13 protein-coding genes are annotated in these 16,930 nt (G+C 35.7%); 9 read left to right on the top strand and 4 right to left on the bottom strand.

The window, feature by feature from the left end; genetic code table 11:
• Positions 1–69: 69 nt before the first annotated feature.
• The 7 genes from YQ22_RS13475 (at position 70) to uvrB (ending at position 11,370) form a co-directional block, all read left to right on the top strand.
• Entirely contained in the window at positions 70–2,082 is a 2,013-nt protein-coding gene (locus YQ22_RS13475; protein WP_232231190.1) for a DUF11 domain-containing protein, read from the top strand.
• 65 nt (positions 2,083–2,147) lie between these two features.
• A complete protein-coding gene (locus tag YQ22_RS13470) occupies positions 2,148–3,050 on the top strand; it encodes an ABC transporter ATP-binding protein (RefSeq protein WP_071341601.1) in 903 nt (300 codons plus the stop codon).
• A 12-nt stretch (positions 3,051–3,062) separates the two neighbouring features.
• The gene (locus YQ22_RS13465) at positions 3,063–3,896 is read left to right on the top strand and encodes an ABC transporter permease (protein WP_071341600.1); all 834 of its coding nucleotides are present in this window, start codon (positions 3,063–3,065) and stop codon (positions 3,894–3,896) included.
• A 100-nt stretch (positions 3,897–3,996) separates the two neighbouring features.
• On the top strand, positions 3,997–5,766 hold the full coding sequence (locus YQ22_RS13460) for a T9SS type B sorting domain-containing protein (RefSeq protein WP_071341599.1): 1,770 nt from the start codon (positions 3,997–3,999) through the stop codon (positions 5,764–5,766).
• 274 nt (positions 5,767–6,040) lie between these two features.
• The gene (locus tag YQ22_RS13455; RefSeq protein WP_071341598.1) at positions 6,041–7,009 is read left to right on the top strand and encodes a leucine-rich repeat domain-containing protein; all 969 of its coding nucleotides are present in this window, start codon (positions 6,041–6,043) and stop codon (positions 7,007–7,009) included.
• Between the two features lie 78 nt (positions 7,010–7,087).
• Positions 7,088–9,322, top strand: coding sequence for a T9SS type B sorting domain-containing protein (locus tag YQ22_RS13450; protein WP_156894577.1), 2,235 nt, complete (start codon positions 7,088–7,090; stop codon positions 9,320–9,322).
• A gap of 59 nt (positions 9,323–9,381) precedes the next feature.
• The gene (gene uvrB / locus YQ22_RS13445) at positions 9,382–11,370 is read left to right on the top strand and encodes an excinuclease ABC subunit UvrB (RefSeq protein ID WP_071341596.1); all 1,989 of its coding nucleotides are present in this window, start codon (positions 9,382–9,384) and stop codon (positions 11,368–11,370) included.
• A gap of 654 nt (positions 11,371–12,024) precedes the next feature.
• On the opposite strand, the gene YQ22_RS13440 is transcribed toward uvrB, so the two are convergent.
• Positions 12,025–12,450, bottom strand: coding sequence for an Hsp20/alpha crystallin family protein (locus YQ22_RS13440; protein WP_071341595.1), 426 nt, complete (start codon positions 12,448–12,450; stop codon positions 12,025–12,027).
• 206 nt (positions 12,451–12,656) lie between these two features.
• Here YQ22_RS13440 and YQ22_RS13435 point away from each other — a divergent pair, with 206 nt between their 5' ends.
• The gene (locus YQ22_RS13435) at positions 12,657–13,925 is read left to right on the top strand and encodes a DUF2254 domain-containing protein (protein WP_071341594.1); all 1,269 of its coding nucleotides are present in this window, start codon (positions 12,657–12,659) and stop codon (positions 13,923–13,925) included.
• On the opposite strand, the gene YQ22_RS13430 is transcribed toward YQ22_RS13435, so the two are convergent.
• Entirely contained in the window at positions 13,922–14,323 is a 402-nt protein-coding gene (locus YQ22_RS13430; protein WP_071341593.1) for a hypothetical protein, read from the bottom strand. The genes YQ22_RS13435 and YQ22_RS13430 overlap by 4 nt on opposite strands.
• Positions 14,324–14,554: 231 nt before the next feature.
• On the opposite strand from YQ22_RS13430, the gene YQ22_RS13425 reads away from it, so the two are divergent.
• The gene (locus YQ22_RS13425) at positions 14,555–14,932 is read left to right on the top strand and encodes a DUF1456 family protein (RefSeq protein ID WP_071341592.1); all 378 of its coding nucleotides are present in this window, start codon (positions 14,555–14,557) and stop codon (positions 14,930–14,932) included.
• 46 nt (positions 14,933–14,978) lie between these two features.
• On the opposite strand, the gene YQ22_RS13420 is transcribed toward YQ22_RS13425, so the two are convergent.
• Together YQ22_RS13420 and sucC are read right to left on the bottom strand one after the other, a co-directional pair.
• The gene (locus tag YQ22_RS13420) at positions 14,979–15,314 is read right to left on the bottom strand and encodes a hypothetical protein (RefSeq protein ID WP_058103538.1); all 336 of its coding nucleotides are present in this window, start codon (positions 15,312–15,314) and stop codon (positions 14,979–14,981) included.
• 364 nt (positions 15,315–15,678) lie between these two features.
• The gene (gene sucC, locus YQ22_RS13415; protein WP_071341591.1) at positions 15,679–16,872 is read right to left on the bottom strand and encodes an ADP-forming succinate--CoA ligase subunit beta; all 1,194 of its coding nucleotides are present in this window, start codon (positions 16,870–16,872) and stop codon (positions 15,679–15,681) included.
• Positions 16,873–16,930: the final 58 nt, after the last annotated feature.

The following is a 16,930-nucleotide window of genomic DNA, read 5'->3' as shown; positions in this document are numbered from 1 at the left end:
GGTTACTTTGATTACTCGCACTCCAAAAATATAATGAGGCAAAAATTACTTTTATTTATAATTTTTATAATGGTTTCCTTTACCGGGTTTTCCCAGTTAAGTGATCTTCACTATTTACCCCCATTAAAACAAGGAGGAAACAACCAAGCCGTTACACAACAAAAAATCTATTTATCAACTCCTGAAACAACGGCATTTACAGTAAATATTTATCAAGGTACATCTACTGCCCTTTTTAGTACGGCGACCTTATCAAAAACCACACCTCAAGAAATAACATTAGCCAATGGTGATAATAATATAACCTTAATGGTCAATGATAGCACCGGTGTTGTACTAACCAATGCAGGTCTTAGGTTAGAAGCTCCAGGTGGAGAAAAATTTTATGCCAATTACAGAGGTCGATCGGGATCTCAAGCTACATCTCTAACCAGTAAGGGTCGGCAAGCAATGGGTACTCATTTCAAATGGGGAGGTACACCTAATAAAGGTTCTCAAAATAGCTTAACCAACACTTTGGGAATTATGGCTACAGAAGATGGCACCACCGTAACACTTTCAGGGTATGATCCAGACTGTGAATTTAGACTGGGGAACGATAGAGATGGAATAACTGCAGACTCTTACACTATAACTTTAGATGCTAATGAATCTTTTGTATTTGAGGCATATGTAGGTGAAACCCCTGCAAATGCAGATGGTTGGTTAGGAGCAGATGTAATTTCAAACAAACCTATAGTTATCAGTAACGGTGGTCTAAATACCGGTGCTAGGGTCGGTTACTCAGGTAGAGATGCTGCGATAGACCAACCCGTACCACAAAATAAAATTGGTAAAGAATATGTTTTTATAAGAGGAAACGGAACTAGCGAAACGGAAATACCCATTATCATAGGTACGCAAAATGGAACAAATATTTATGTAAATGGAAACACCACCCCAATAGCCACTATCAATAATGGTGATTATTTTGAAATTCCCGAAAGTAACTATTCGGTGTCTTCTGCTGGGGGTAACATGTATGTAACTACTTCTAAAGATGCCTATGCTTATCAATTAATGGCGGGTGCAAGTGCCATTTACACACAAGGACTAAATTTCATTGCCCCAGTAAACTGTTTGTTACCGGATGCTGTGGATAATATAACGCATATTGAAGATGCTGCCGGGGTAACTATGAGCGGTGGTGTAACCATAATAGCCTCTACCACCACCCCAGATGAAAACATAACAGTTACTGATGAAAATGGACCTGTTACATTACCTGCATCTTCTGCAGTAGCCGGTACAACTTTGTGGAAAACTTATTTTGTAGCAGGGCTAACAGGAGATGTTACTGTAGAGTCCACCGGACCGATCGCTGTAGGGTTTATTGGATTTAGTGGTGCAAGAGGTATTGCCGGTTATTTCTCCGGATTTGACACTGTGCCCGAAGTCGACCTTGAAGTGGAAGGTGGCGGATGTTTGCCAGGAGCTATCATTAGTGTGGTAGATGCCAATTTTGATGCCTATCAATGGTATCAAAATGGAACTATTGTACCCGGCGCAGTATTTTCAAGTTATAACCCGACCGAGGCTGGCGATTATTTTGTTAGAGTTACAAAGGGTGGTTGTACTTATGATTCTCAACCTATAGCAGCATATTATTGTTTACCTGATGTAGTTATCAAAAAAGTGGCGGACACCAATATTGTCAATGATGGCGACGAAGTTACTTTTACCATAACTGTAGAAAGTCTAGGGGTAAATCCAATTTCCAATCTAGTCATAACTGATTTATTACCAGATGGTATAACCCTTGTATCATCTTCCATTTCAAAAGGAAGTTTTTCATATCCTAATTGGTCTATTGGTAATATGTCCAGTGGGGATCTTGAAACTTTAACATTGGTTACACGAGTTACGCTACCGGATATAAATACTTCAACGGCTACTTACACAAATAATATTAGTAATTCTCAAGACCAAACGGATAGCAACATAACAACAGACGACCCTTCTGAAAGTGTAACGGTCAATTTTAAAACACCTACCACAGTAATCACCAACCGCAGAATTACCTTCCGAGCAACAAGAATGTAATATTTTTTGTAACAAACTGTCAAGTAAGTCGTCAAGTAAGCATAATCAATCAAAAAACACTTGACGTGAGTACTATTCTATCAGTCAATCATCTTACTAAAAAATTTGGGTATCTAACTGCGGTAAAAGATCTTTCGTTCACAATTGAAAAAGGAAATGTCTACGGTATTCTAGGTCCCAACGGCAGCGGAAAATCCACTACATTGGGCATCGTTTTAAATGTCGTCAATAAATCAAGTGGAGATTTTGCTTGGTTCGGTGGGGGCACTTCTACACATGAAGCCTTGAAAAAAGTTGGAGCTATTATTGAGCGTCCAAATTTCTACCCTTACATGACCGCTTTACAAAACTTGAAATTGGTTTGTAAAATTAAAGAAGTACCTGAAGATAAAATTGAAGAAAAGCTTGAACTTGTTGGTTTACTGGATAGAAAAAACAGCAAGTTTAAAACCTATTCCTTGGGGATGAAGCAACGTTTAGCCATTGCCTCTGCCCTACTGAACGATCCTGAAATCTTAATCCTAGATGAACCTACCAATGGACTAGACCCACAAGGAATTCATCAAATCAGGGAGATTATTAAGACTATCGCAGCAAAGGGTACAACTATACTATTGGCATCACATTTATTGGATGAAGTTGAAAAAGTTTGCTCTCATGTAGTTATTTTAAGAAAAGGAGAAAAATTGTATTCTGGCAGAGTAGACAGTTTACAAGCAAGTTTTGGCTTTTTTGAACTTAAATCTTCAGATACGGATAAGCTTTTTGCCTACTTGAACAACAATGAACATTTTGGTAACATAAAAGAAGAAAATGGTCTGGTCACAGCTTTTTTAACTACTGAGTTAGATGCCCAAACTTTAAACAAACTTCTTTTTGACAATGGCATAATTGCTTCACACCTAGTGAAAAGAAAAGAAAGTCTAGAAGAGCAATTCTTGGCACTAACCAAAAATGTTAACGCTTAATACCCCTTCCAAATGATACGATTACTTCAAATAGAATTTATAAAATTGTGGAATAACAGGGCTAGCAAAGTGCTGATCATTTCTTACTTCGCTTTATTAACATCAATCGCTTTGGTAGCGGCAATTAAATTTGATATAGGTCCCATAAAATTTCATTTGGCAGACCAAGGGATATTCAACTTTCCCTATATATGGCATTTCAACACATTTATAACCGCGTTCTTTAAATTGTTCTTGGCCATAGTGATCGTTTCAATGATGTCTAATGAATACAGCAATAAAACGATAAAACAGAACCTAATAGACGGACTTTCAAAAAAAGAGTTTATACTTTCTAAATTTTTAACCGTAATTACCTTTTCCTTAGTATCCACAATATTTGTGTTTATAGTTTCGCTCATTTTGGGATTGTTTTATTCCGATTTTAATGAATTATCTATCATTTTTACCGATTTAGAGTTTCTATTGGCATTTTTTGTTAAACTAACGGGTTTCTTTTCCTTCTGTCTTTTTTTAGGAGTATTTGTTAAACGATCCGCATTTGCTTTAGGTTTTTTGATCCTTTGGCAAGTTTTTGAAGGTATATTTAGAGGCATCTTACGTTGGAAGTTTTTTGACGGGGAAACCACAGATTCCATTATGAATTTGTTTCCGCTACAATCCATGTTCAATCTCATTAAAGAACCATTTTCCAGGTTAGGCGCAGTACAATCAGTAGCTAATCAAATGGGAGAAAAATTAGCTTTGAACTATCACGTTCATTGGTACGAAGTCATCATAGTATTATTTTGGACAGCTATTTTCATTTACGGCTCATACAAAATATTAAAAAGGCGCGACCTCTAATTTAATTCATCTACCGGACGCAACACATGGTCCTATTTAACAAGGATAACCAACCATAAATTTTCATTTTATAGTATATTGTATTGTTTACAAAAATGCTATGAAAGAAATATGGGACATACGATTACCCCAGCTATTGGCTTTGCCCATACTTTTTGTAGCTTTATTTTTCACCAGTTTAAAATCAATTGCACAAGAATGTCCCTCATTGTTAAACCCTACAGATGGAGCGATCTCAGTTCCTGTTAATTCGCCTATAACTTGGGAAGCTGTAACCGGTGTACCTGGTTATATTATTTCACTTGGAACAACCGTTGGTGGTAATGACATTGTAAACGAAAGAAATGTAGGAACATCTACCAGTTTTAGTCCACCCACCGGGCTACCGGAGAATACCGAAATATTCGTAACCATCACATTATTCTTTTTTAACCAACTAAATATTGTTTGTGATATCCAAAGATTTACCACGGCAGCTTTAACCGAAGTACCAGATTGTGTACCATCTACATTGCCTTCAAACAATGCCAACAATATAAATACAAGCACCAATATTTCATGGAGCGCAGCCTCAGGTGCTTCCGGTTATATTTTATCTATTGGAACTACTTTGAACGGTAGTGAGATTCTCAACAATTTAGATATTGGCAACAATCTTTCTTATAATCCGCCCACAGACTTACCTTCAGAAGCTAATATTTTTGTAAACATAATACCTTACAATAGCATAGGAATGGCAACGGGTTGCAATACGATCATTTTTACGACAGCTGAGGCAGCTATATTACCCCAATGCACAAGTATGATCACTCCCTTTGACGGGGAAACCAATGTACCTTTAGACAAATTTCTGGAATGGAACCCAGTACCAAATGCAACGGGTTACAGAGTATCTATAGGCACATCGCCCTTTGAAACCAATATTTTGGAGAATGCCATACTATTTAAAAATTCGACCGTAATTATTGACCTAGAGCCTAATCGCACATTTTTTATTTCTATTATTCCCTTTAATGAAGCAGGTGAAGCCATTGGGTGTAGTCAAGAAACGTTCTCCACTATATTGGGTTGCGGTCCCTATTTTGATCCAACAAGCGGAGATTTAATCGTTTTAAACCCCCAGTTAACATTTCCTGATACAATTTCTATTTGCGATGGAAATGAATTAAACAGAATTACCGCAACTGATGAAGTGGATGGTTATAGATGGTACCAATTGGATGAAAGAGGAAACGAATCTCTATTATCCTCAAGCTCAGAAGTATTCATTGATACCGAAGGAAAGTATATTTATGAAGCTTATGTAATAGTAGAAGATTCCGGCAGTACGTTTGAATGTTCCTCTTCTAAAATGTTTGAAGTCACCATATCAGAAGCTCCAAAAATAGAAGACGTATCTGTTGACATAGGCGCTAACTCACTAAACTACATCATCAATACCACTACACCAGGTAATTATGAATTTGCCTTGGACAATGAAAACGGTCCCTATCAAGATAGCAATAGATTCAACAACATATCACTTGAAAATCACACTGTCTATGTCCGTGATAAAGAAGGTTGTGGAACAGCACAATGGCAGGTAGAGCAAGATTTAACCGTTAATGGTTTTCCAAAATTCTTTACTCCTAATGGAGATGGTGTTAACGATTTTTGGAGATTTATACCACCCATAGAAACAGGAGAAAGCAATATTTCGGTAATTTTTATTTATGATAGATTCGGTTCACTTTTGGCACAATTATCACCGGACAAAAAGGGTTGGAATGGTATTTTCAACGGTAGACCTCTACCTGAATCTGATTATTGGTTTAAAGCGGTAACGATTTCAAATAAGGAGGTTAAGGGTCATTTTAGTTTGAAACGATAATCCCTAAGAATTATAAGGATATATCCCATTTTCCAAACCCTAGTTTTTACATTGTTTACTTCCAATTAAAGTTCTTTTTTATTGAATATTTTGAATAGAAATTGTTACAAACTTCACAAGTGACAATAGCAAGATAGAAAGTGATTGTTGTAAGGTTACAGCTACTTTCTTCCGTTAATCTAAAAATTCATCAATTATATCTCAATGAGATATAAAGTGTTTATATTGACCACTTAACTTAAAATAAGGCACGTCTTTTTTTTAAAATTAAGTAATGAATAAATTTTTAAGTCTTATCTGTTTTTTGGGAATATTTGGTGTTTTATCCGCTCAAGTTACCATGGTTGAAAGAGCAGCACTGCAAGCATTTTATACAGCAACAAATGGTGATACGTGGACCAGCCAAACTGATGCCGATCCTGGGAATGATTGGGATTTCACAGGACCTGTGACCAGCGATTGGTATGGCTTAACCATTGCCGGTGGAAATGTAATTTTTATGGATATGAATCCTACCAATTTAGCGAATTCTGGTAATATTCAATCAGGCTCTATTCCCGATGAATTGGCAGATTTGGAATTTTTAATAATACTGGACCTATCGGCAAGCGGACTTACCGGTCCTCTTCCAGTAAGTATAACAACCATGCCAAGCTTAATTTCCTTGAATGTTTTATATAATGATCTTACTGGGACAATTCCCATCGAAATAACGGATATGACTCAATTAACCGAGTTGTATTTAGGCAATAATAATTTCACAGGAACCATTTATCCTGAGTATGGTGATTTGGTGAACTTGCAATATCTCAACCTCTCCGAAAATAATCTCACCGGAACCATACCAGCAAGCTTAGGAAACTTAACAGCATTAAGGTCATTACGAATTGGAAACAATGCATTAACGGGTAATCTACCAGTCTCTCTGAGAAACTTAACGAACTTGACAGAACTATCAATACAAGCTACATATATTGATGGAAATTTACCGGATGAGTATTCTGAACTTACCAACCTACGAATTCTTGATTTAAGTTCTTACAGTAATACCATTGATGGCGGTCTTACAGGCTCTATTCCAGTCTCATATGGCAATCTGGTAAATTTAACCACTTTAGACCTATGGGGCAATGCACTGACCGGCACTTTACCAGGTTCACTGTCCAATTTGGTTAATATGGAATATTTCAGTGTTGCGAACAATCTAATTTCAGGTACGTTACCTGATAGTTATTCTAGTTAGACCAATATTATTCGATTTGAAGTATTCAATAACGACTTGGAAGGTACTATTCCCGCCAGTTATTCAAATTTTACTCAAATGGAGTATTTTACGGTCAACGACAATAGACTTTCTGGCACTTTGCCTTCTAGTTTTTCGCAATGGACCAGTCTAACAAATTTTAATGTTCACAATAATAATTTAAGTGGAAGTTTACCCCAATCATATGACCAATGGACTAACCTAGCGGTCTTCAATGCATTTAATAATGCCTTTTCCGGAACTATACCACCAACTTATAATCAATGGAATAATCTCAACAATTTTAATGTAAATAATAACCAACTTGAAGGTACAGTTCCTGATTTTACTATAATTTCTGGTTTTACAACAAATCTAAATATAGCAGACAATCGTTTTCAATTTGGGGATTTTGAAAGTGAATTCCCTTTTTATGATGCAAATTTTTCTGGTTTTCGTGATAACCCACAAGCCAAGGTCAATAACATTTTAACTTTAAATGAGAATTTGGGTAATACCGTTACTTTAACCACAACGGTTAGTGGATCTCAAAATCATTATCAATGGTTTAAAAATGGTGTACCAATTGTAGGTGCTCCAGATAGCCCTACACTAGTACTAAATAACATTCAAGCTGCAGATGCTGGGGTTTATCATGCAGAAATAACAAGTGATATTGTAATCGATCTAACTCTTATACGAAATGACATAACCATAGTAGTTAACTGTGTAATGCCAACCGCAGATGACCCTGCAGATGTCAACGCTTGTGCAAGCTACATCTTGCCAGCGCTTTCCGCAGGTAATTCCTATTATACGCAGTCCAACGCAGGAGGTACCCAGTTGAATGCCGGGGATATGATTACCACTTCACAGGTTATTTATGTATATGCAGGCACTAGCGGTTGTTCGGATGAGAACCAATTCGATATTCAGATAGGAACGCCGCCTACAGCAGATGACCCTGCAGATATCAATGCTTGTGCAAATTACACCCTGCCAGCGCTTTCCGCAGGTAATTCCTATTATACGCAGTCCAACGCAGGAGGTACCCAGTTGAATGCCGGGGATATGATTACCACTTCACAGGTTATTTATGTATATGCAGGCACTAGCGGTTGTTCGGATGAGAACCAATTCAATATTCAGATAGGAACGCCGCCTACAGCAGATGACCCTGCAGATGTCAACGCATGTGCAAGTTACACCCTGCCAGCGCTTTCCGCAGGTAATTCCTATTATACCCAGACCAACGCAGGCGGCACACAATTGAATGCCGGGGATATGATTACCACTTCACAGGTTATTTATGTGTATGCAGGCACTAGCGGTTGTTCGGATGAGAACCAATTCGATATTCAGATAGGAACGCCGCCTACAGCAGATGACCCTGCAGATGTCAATGCTTGTGCAAGCTACACCTTGCCCGCGCTTTCAGCAGGTAATTCCTATTATACGCAGACCAACGCAGGAGGCACCCAGTTGAATGCCGGGGATATGATTACTACTTCACAAGTTATTTATGTGTATGCAGGCACTATCGGTTGTTCGGATGAGAACCAATTCGATATTCAGATAGGAACGGCACCTACAGCAGATGACCCTGCCGATGTAAACGAATGTGCAAGCTACACCTTGCCAGCGCTTTCCGCAGGTAATTCCTATTATACGCAGGCCAACGCAGGCGGTACCCAGTTGAATGCCGGGGATATGATTACGACTTCGCAGGTTATTTATGTGTATGCAGGCACTAGCGGTTGTTCGGATGAGAACCAATTCGATATTCAGATCGGTACGCCACCTACAGCAGATGACCCTGCCGATGTCAACGCTTGTGCAAGTTATACTTTGCCCCAACTTTCTACAGGTAATTATTTTACCCAACCAAATGGAACTGGCTCCCAATTATTTCCAGGTGATAATATAAATGTGATACAAACCCTTTACGTTTATTCTGAAAACGAACAATGTTCTGTTGAAAATAGTTTCTCCATAATGATAAGTTCAGAGTTTTGCGAAGATACAGACACTGATCAAAATGCATCTTGCACTATAGATTTTCCAAACTTTTTTACACCTAACAATGACGGTATAAATGACTTTTACGTTCCTATTATTGAAAGTTGTTCCCCTAATGGGAAATTAACTATTTTTGACCGCTATGGAAAATTAATATATCAAACCAATAGATTGGACAATTATTGGAACGGCACTTTTAATGGTAAACCATTACCTTCTTCTGATTTTTGGTATCGTTTTGAAAATTCAGAAAACCAAGAAATAATAAAAGGACATTTCTCACTGTTGCGATAGGTATAACGAATCTTTTTATCCAACTCATATAAATGGTACTTCTTTCGTAATTTTATAGCATGAAATTCAAAGTTGTATCAGAGTTCAAACCCACCGGTGACCAGCCAAATGCCATAAAAGAATTAGTAAAGGGCATAAATGAAAAGGAAAAATACCAGACTTTATTAGGTGTTACAGGGTCAGGTAAAACCTTTACTGTAGCCAATGTTATAGAAAACGTTCAGAAACCAACTCTTCTATTGGCTCACAACAAAACCTTAGCCGCGCAGCTTTATTCTGAATTTAAGCAGTTTTTCCCTGATAATGCCGTGGAGTATTTTGTGTCCTATTATGATTACTACCAACCAGAAGCATATATACCCACTAGCGGTGTATATATTGAAAAGGATCTGTCTATAAACGAGGACATAGAAAAGTTACGTTTAAGCGCTACATCATCCTTATTATCTGGCAGAAGAGATGTTATCGTTATCGCATCCGTATCCTGTCTGTATGGTATTGGTAATCCCATTGAATTTCAGAAAAACGTTATTTCCATTAAAAAAGATCAAGTAATAGCTAGAACTAAGTTAATGCACCAATTGGTGCAATCTCTTTACTCAAGAACTATGGCTGACTTTAAAAATGGAAACTTTAGGGTAAAAGGAGATGTAGTAGATGTTTTCCCTAGTTATGCCGATCACGCTTTTAGAATACATTTCTTTGGGGATGAGATAGAGGAAATCGAGGCGTTTGATCCGTTTAACAATACGATTATAGAAGTTTATGAAAATTTGAACATATACCCTGCTAATATGTTCGTAACCTCTAAAGATGTGCTACAGAATGCCATTCATAACATACAGGATGACCTTGTTAAGCAAATAGATTATTTCAAGGACATTGCAAAACCCTTAGAAGCTAAAAGACTTGAAGAGCGAACCAATTTTGATTTAGAAATGATTCGTGAATTGGGTTATTGTTCAGGTATTGAGAATTATTCAAGATATTTAGATGGTAGGGAACCCGGTACAAGACCCTTCTGTTTGTTGGATTACTTTCCAGATGATTATTTAATGGTGATCGATGAGAGCCATGTGACCATACCACAAGTACATGCCATGTATGGTGGTGACCGTTCACGTAAAATCAATTTAGTGGAATATGGTTTTCGCTTACCCGCCGCAATGGATAACAGACCTTTAAAATTTGAAGAATTTGAAGCATTGCAAAATCAGGTATTGTATGTGAGTGCAACTCCGGCGGATTACGAATTGCAATTGAGTCAAGGTGTTTATGTAGAACAAGTAATTAGACCAACCGGACTTTTAGATCCTATTATAGAAGTAAGACCTAGTTTAAACCAGATCGATGATTTGGTTGAAGAGATACAGGTACGGGTAGAAAAAGACGAACGGACTTTGGTTACAACATTGACCAAAAGAATGGCAGAAGAATTGGCAAAATACCTAGATAGAATTAACATTAGATGTAGATATATTCATAGTGATGTTGACACTTTAGAACGTGTTGAAATCATGCAAGATTTACGAAAAGGTATTTTTGATGTACTGATCGGCGTGAATTTATTACGTGAAGGACTAGACTTACCAGAGGTATCTTTGGTCGTAATATTGGATGCCGATAAAGAAGGATTCCTAAGAAGTAACCGATCGTTAACACAGACTGTTGGTAGAGCTGCAAGAAACCTAAATGGCAAGGCGATCATGTACGCAGATAAGATAACGGAAAGCATGCAAAAAACTATTGACGAGACAGCTTATCGTAGAGAAAAACAGATCAAATACAACACCGATAATAACGTAACTCCAAAAGCATTAAATAAAAGCTTGGACAATGTGCTATCTAAAAATTCCGTGTCTACTTATCACTTCATAAAAGAGGAGTTAAGAGCAGCCGAACCTGATATGGATTATCTAACAAAAGAGCAAATTGAAAAGTTGATCAAGGACAAAAGAAAGGCGATGGAAAAAGCTGCAAAAGAGCTTGATTTTATGCAAGCAGCAAAGTTAAGAGATGAAATAAAGTCCCTAAAAGACCAAGAATAACTCAGAAAAACCCTGTTCTAATAAAAATTTAAAAAATTAATACCAATACTTCAATTCAAAGTACATAAATTACTGGAAAACAAATTCATACACAATATTTTTAGACAAGGCTAAAACAGTTGTTTTTAACTATAAAAGGTAAATTAGAGTCAAATTTCAACAAGTTTTCAATCTCTCTCCGGTGAGCTAACTTCAAGAATATAAATTTTGATTACGCCTTTAACAAGACGACTTTGTCTCGTAAATCAGAGTGTTAATATTACGATTTTATGTTTAGTTTTCAAACTTTAAATTCAACCATTCTTCACTTTCCAAAAACTAAAGATTCGACATTAAATATGTTCCTAATTCTGAAAACCACTTCTTAAAAATACAGTTTAACATTCAAGCTAACCGCCTACCCTATGAACATAAAATTTTAAAAAATATTAAGATGTTGGAAACAACATTTACAATTTAAAAAGAGAAGGTAAATTTGATGTTCAAAAAACCTCATATGAGATAATCTGTATGTTACAAAAAATGAAAACTCCAACACATCAATCACTGAATTTGTAGCCCAAAATTTTAAATAATTTTATGAATAGAGCGTATAAAAAAAGTGCTTTAATTTCTCAAAGCACTTAACTAAACAACTCAAACTAACCTAAAAAACTATTTTAATTCAATCATTCTTTTTGGCTTTGGTAAAGCCTCTTCTTTTTTAGGAAGATTGAATTTTAAAATTCCCCCTTCGTAATTTGCATCGATCTTATCGGTTGCAATTGTATCTGGTAATGTAAACGATTTTTTGAAAGATGAAATACTAAATTCTTTTCTAGTATAATTATCATTCACCTCTTCATTCTCTTTTTTAATTTCAGATGAAATGGTCAATACAGCTTCATCAATTTCAATGGTAAAATCTTCTTTACTTCTACCGGGTACAAAAAGCTCCAAATAATACTCCTTCTCGTTCTCCTTGATATTTACGGCAGGTACAGAATTTCTATTATTCTCTATTCCTCCAAACCAATCTGGCTTAAATATTTCATTCATAAAAGCTGGGAACAAAACGTCATTTCTTTTTACTAAACTCATAACTATATTTTTTTAAATTAATTGATTTTTAAATTCTCTTAGTAATAGACAAAATACATACCAACAGCAAAATACTGTCATTTTGTCTTATTTAACAATATTAATAATGACATTTTGACATTTTTGAAGTAAAGGAGTCTGTAATTTCTTCAAATCAGTCCAGTTTTAAATACCGTTTAAACTAGCTTTATGACATATTTTTGACCATGGACAGACTTCTGAATATTTTTAAACAAATACGCTCTAAAATTGCCTTCTACCCTTCTTTAATAGCCTTAGGCGGTCTTGCTTTGGCATTTCTGTTGATTTATTTGGAATCCATTAATATTTCTTCTTTTCTAATTGATGTTGCTCCCTTTTTGGTTATTGATGACACAGATACCGCAAAAACGATTTTAAGTACTTTAATTGGCGGTTTAATATCTCTAACCGTTTTTAGTTTTTCCATGGTAATGGTACTGCTCAATCAAGCTTCAAGCAATTTCTCGCCAAGAGTGCTACCAGGTATAATCTCTGATCAAAAACATCAAGTAGTGCTTGGACTTTATATTGGCACCATTCTGTACAACATTTTTATTTTGATTTCCATTGAACCCACCGAAAATGAATACCAAACACCAGGGTTCTCTGTACTTATCGGCATTATACTAACAGTTCTGTGTTTAGCCGCCTTCATTTATTTTATTCACCATATTTCCCAAGCCATACAAGTAGGAAACATACTAACTGCAATTCATTCTAGAACTAAAAAAGAGTTAGCGATCATTATAGAAAATCAAGAAGATAAAAATCAAGATTTTCCAAGCACCGATCATTGGGAAAAACATAAAATTACCCAGAGAGGATACTTTTACGGAATACTTAAAGATGACCTAATAGAGCTTTGCCAAGAGAATAACTTAAAAGCAATGATTTCACTACATAAAGGGCAGTTTATAATAGATGGAACTGTAGGTTTCTTAACAGAAAAACCGGTTGAAGACGAACTAAAGAAAAATATTGAAAAAACTTTACTGTTCAGCCATACAGAACTTATTGGTGAAAATTTCATTTATGGTTTTAGACAAATTTCAGAAATAGGTATTAAAGCCATGTCACCAGGTATTAATGATCCTGGCACCGCTTTGAATACCATAGACTACCTTTCCTCATTATTTATTGATTTGTTGCTAAAAAAAGACCATGAATTTCTAACGGACAAAAACGGTGTTAATTTGGTAAGTTTGAACTGTCCAGAATTTTCAGAAATACTATTTAATGTAATGGCTACTTATCGTCAGTACTGCAAACATGATATTACGGTCATGCGAAAATTAATGCATAAACTAAAAACGTTAAAACTACATGTAGTACATTCTGATCAATTGAAAATAATTGAGGCAGAAATTAATCAATTAAGACAAGACGCCATAACTAACATTATGAACAAGAGAGATCTTGAACAATTAGAAGCAGATTACTTTTCTTGGTCCTAATTGTAGTGTGATTTAAAAATAGCAATCAAAATCTCAGGTGGCACAACCTTATTAGGATACTTATGCATTATGGTCAAAACTTGTTGAATTGCCCCTGGCGGCAATCCCATTTTCAAACCAATATCATAAATCTTGTTCACCTCTTCATCATCTTGCTTATCATCAACATTCATTAATAATACCAACCTATGAAACTGCAGAAGCCTATCTGATTGAGATTTGGGTATAACATGCTCCACATTCGTAGTAAAGAGCTTGTCAAACGTTTTCTTAGTAACATTCAATTGCTGCGCTACCGAAAACAAGAAATCATATTCAGATTCCTTAATTTCATTGTTCACTTTAGCGAATGAAATCATTTCTGACAATATACTAAGCTTCTCTTTCTCAGTAGGCATACGAATACTTAATAAATTATATATTAATACTATAACTCAAATTTTAGAGTAAAAGTATAAGCCTCACTCATATACCATATAACTTTATAAATAAACCTGATAATTTAAACAAAGGCACCAACTTTGTTGGCTGTTCAATTGACACTTTTCCACCCACTATCATACGAATAACAACATAAGTATATATCAGGTCACAATTTTATGATAACTTGCAGTCCTTAAATTTGCAGTATGACAAATAATGATATTTTTAAAAAACTAAGAGTTGCCTTAAAATTCAGAGATGACGATATTGTTGAAATTTTACAACTAGTAGACTTTAAAATTTCTAAAAGCGAATTAGGTGCTTTCTTTAGAAAAGAAGATCACCCTAATTACATGGAGTGTGGTGATCAAGTATTACGTAATTTTTTAAATGGATTGGTTATTCATTTACGTGGCACTAAAGATAACCCTAAGATTCCTGGTGAGGTTTTACTAGGTATGGCGACCGCAACATCAAAACCCGCTTCAAAGAATATCGAGAAAAGGGATTTCAAATCCAAGCAAATGAAAAAGGTAGATACCGCAATTAGCAATGTAAAATATAAAAACAAAAAAAGATCTTGATACACCTCTGTATATCAAGATCTTTTTAAAGCAATACCCCTAAAGGTTATGCCTGAATACGCACAGGAATAGTGTATACTTTACCTTCCTCTACATTTGCCAAATTAACTTTTTGATAGTTTAATCTAGCTTTGACAAAACCTTCCATATTGTCAAATTCTGTTTGTACAGATAACACAACGATTTCCCCGTCTGCATTCAATGTAAATCGAACCTGGGCTGTTAAATCGTCATGCTCAACAGAAAAATCGTTTTCCGATAGCATTTCTGAAATCTGTACAGATAATTTTTTTGTAGGGTTTTCATTTACTACATCATTAGCTAATACATTACCTGTTGCAAGTAGCATTGCAGCTACGACTACTAAACTTAATTTTCTCATGACTTTTTGTTTTTTACTTCAGATTTCCTGAAGCTTGATTAATAATTGATTGATGATGAATTACTAAAAAGACGATGATAAAATGATAATGTTACAATTAAACCCACTTTTAACATCTCTTTAATACTAATTTCACAATTACACCCCAAAATTAGAAATTCAAACCAATGAAAAAACAAGTAATTAGAGTCTTAACTATTATTTCATTCCAATAACCTAAACTACAGATTTAGTCCTTTATTCATTACAATAAATTAAAACTGTAAAGACAATAAGTATAAAAGCAGTAGTTCATCTACAAAACTTGAAACAAAAAAAGACCATTCAAAATGAATGGTCTTTTAAAACTTATAAATAAGTTACTTTAAGCCAATACAGCTTTTACCTTATCTGCAGCTTCTTGGAATTGTACAGCAGATTCTACCGCCAACCCTGAATTATCAATAATTTCTTTTGCCAATTCAGCATTTGTACCTTGTAATCTTACAATAATTGGCACTTGCATGGCATCACCCATATTCTTGTATGCATCTACAACACCTTGAGCTACACGATCACAACGAACGATACCACCGAATATGTTGATAAGAATTGCTTTTACATTAGGATCTTTTAAAATAATTCTAAAAGCTTCTTCCACTCTTTTAGCATCAGCCGTACCACCAACATCTAAAAAGTTAGCCGGCTCTCCACCTGCCATTTTAATCAAATCCATTGTAGCCATCGCAAGACCTGCACCGTTTACCATACAACCAACATTACCGTCAAGGTCAACATAGTTTAGTCCTACTTCTCTTGCTTCTACTTCAATAGGATTCTCTTCTCTAAGATCGCGCATTTCCGCATATTGCTTTCTACGGTATAGAGCGTTATCATCAATAGAAACTTTAGCATCAACAGCCATGATCAAATCATCCGATGTCTTTAATACTGGATTGATCTCGAACATGCTAGAATCACTTTCAACATATGCCTTATATAAAGAAGCAACAAATTTTGTCATTTCCTTGAAAGCAGTACCGGACAAACCTAGGTTAAAAGCAATTTTTCTTGCTTGAAATCCTAAAAGACCCGTTGCTGGATCAATTTCCTCTGTAAATATTAAATGTGGAGTACTTTCTGCAACCTCTTCAATATCCATACCCCCTTCGGTAGAATACATGATCATATTCTTACCAGTAGCTCTATTTAATAAAACTGACATATAGAACTCGCTAGTTTCACTCTCGCCTGGGTAATAAACATCTTCAGCAACCAATACTTGATGTACTTTTTTACCTTCTGCAGAAGTTTGCGGAGTAATCAAGTTCATACCAATGATCTGGTTTGCTATCTCTTCTACCTCTTTAAGGTTTTTGGCTAATTTTACACCACCACCTTTACCACGACCACCTGCGTGTACTTGTGCTTTAATAACGTGCCATCCAGTTCCGGTTTCAGCAGTCAATTGCTTTGCAGCCTCAACAGCCTCTTTTGCATTATGGGCAACTATTCCTCTTTGGATGCGCACCCCAAAACTTGCTAATATCTCTTTTCCTTGATATTCGTGAAGGTTCATATATATGGTGAATTTTAATTGTTAAGCAAAAATAGGAAACAGTAGGTAATAATCTAAA

Origin of the sequence: Maribacter sp. 1_2014MBL_MicDiv, from assembly GCF_001865655.1 — a bacterium.
Taxonomy (GTDB): domain Bacteria; phylum Bacteroidota; class Bacteroidia; order Flavobacteriales; family Flavobacteriaceae; genus Maribacter; species Maribacter dokdonensis.
This window is presented reverse-complemented; position numbering and strand designations above follow the sequence as displayed.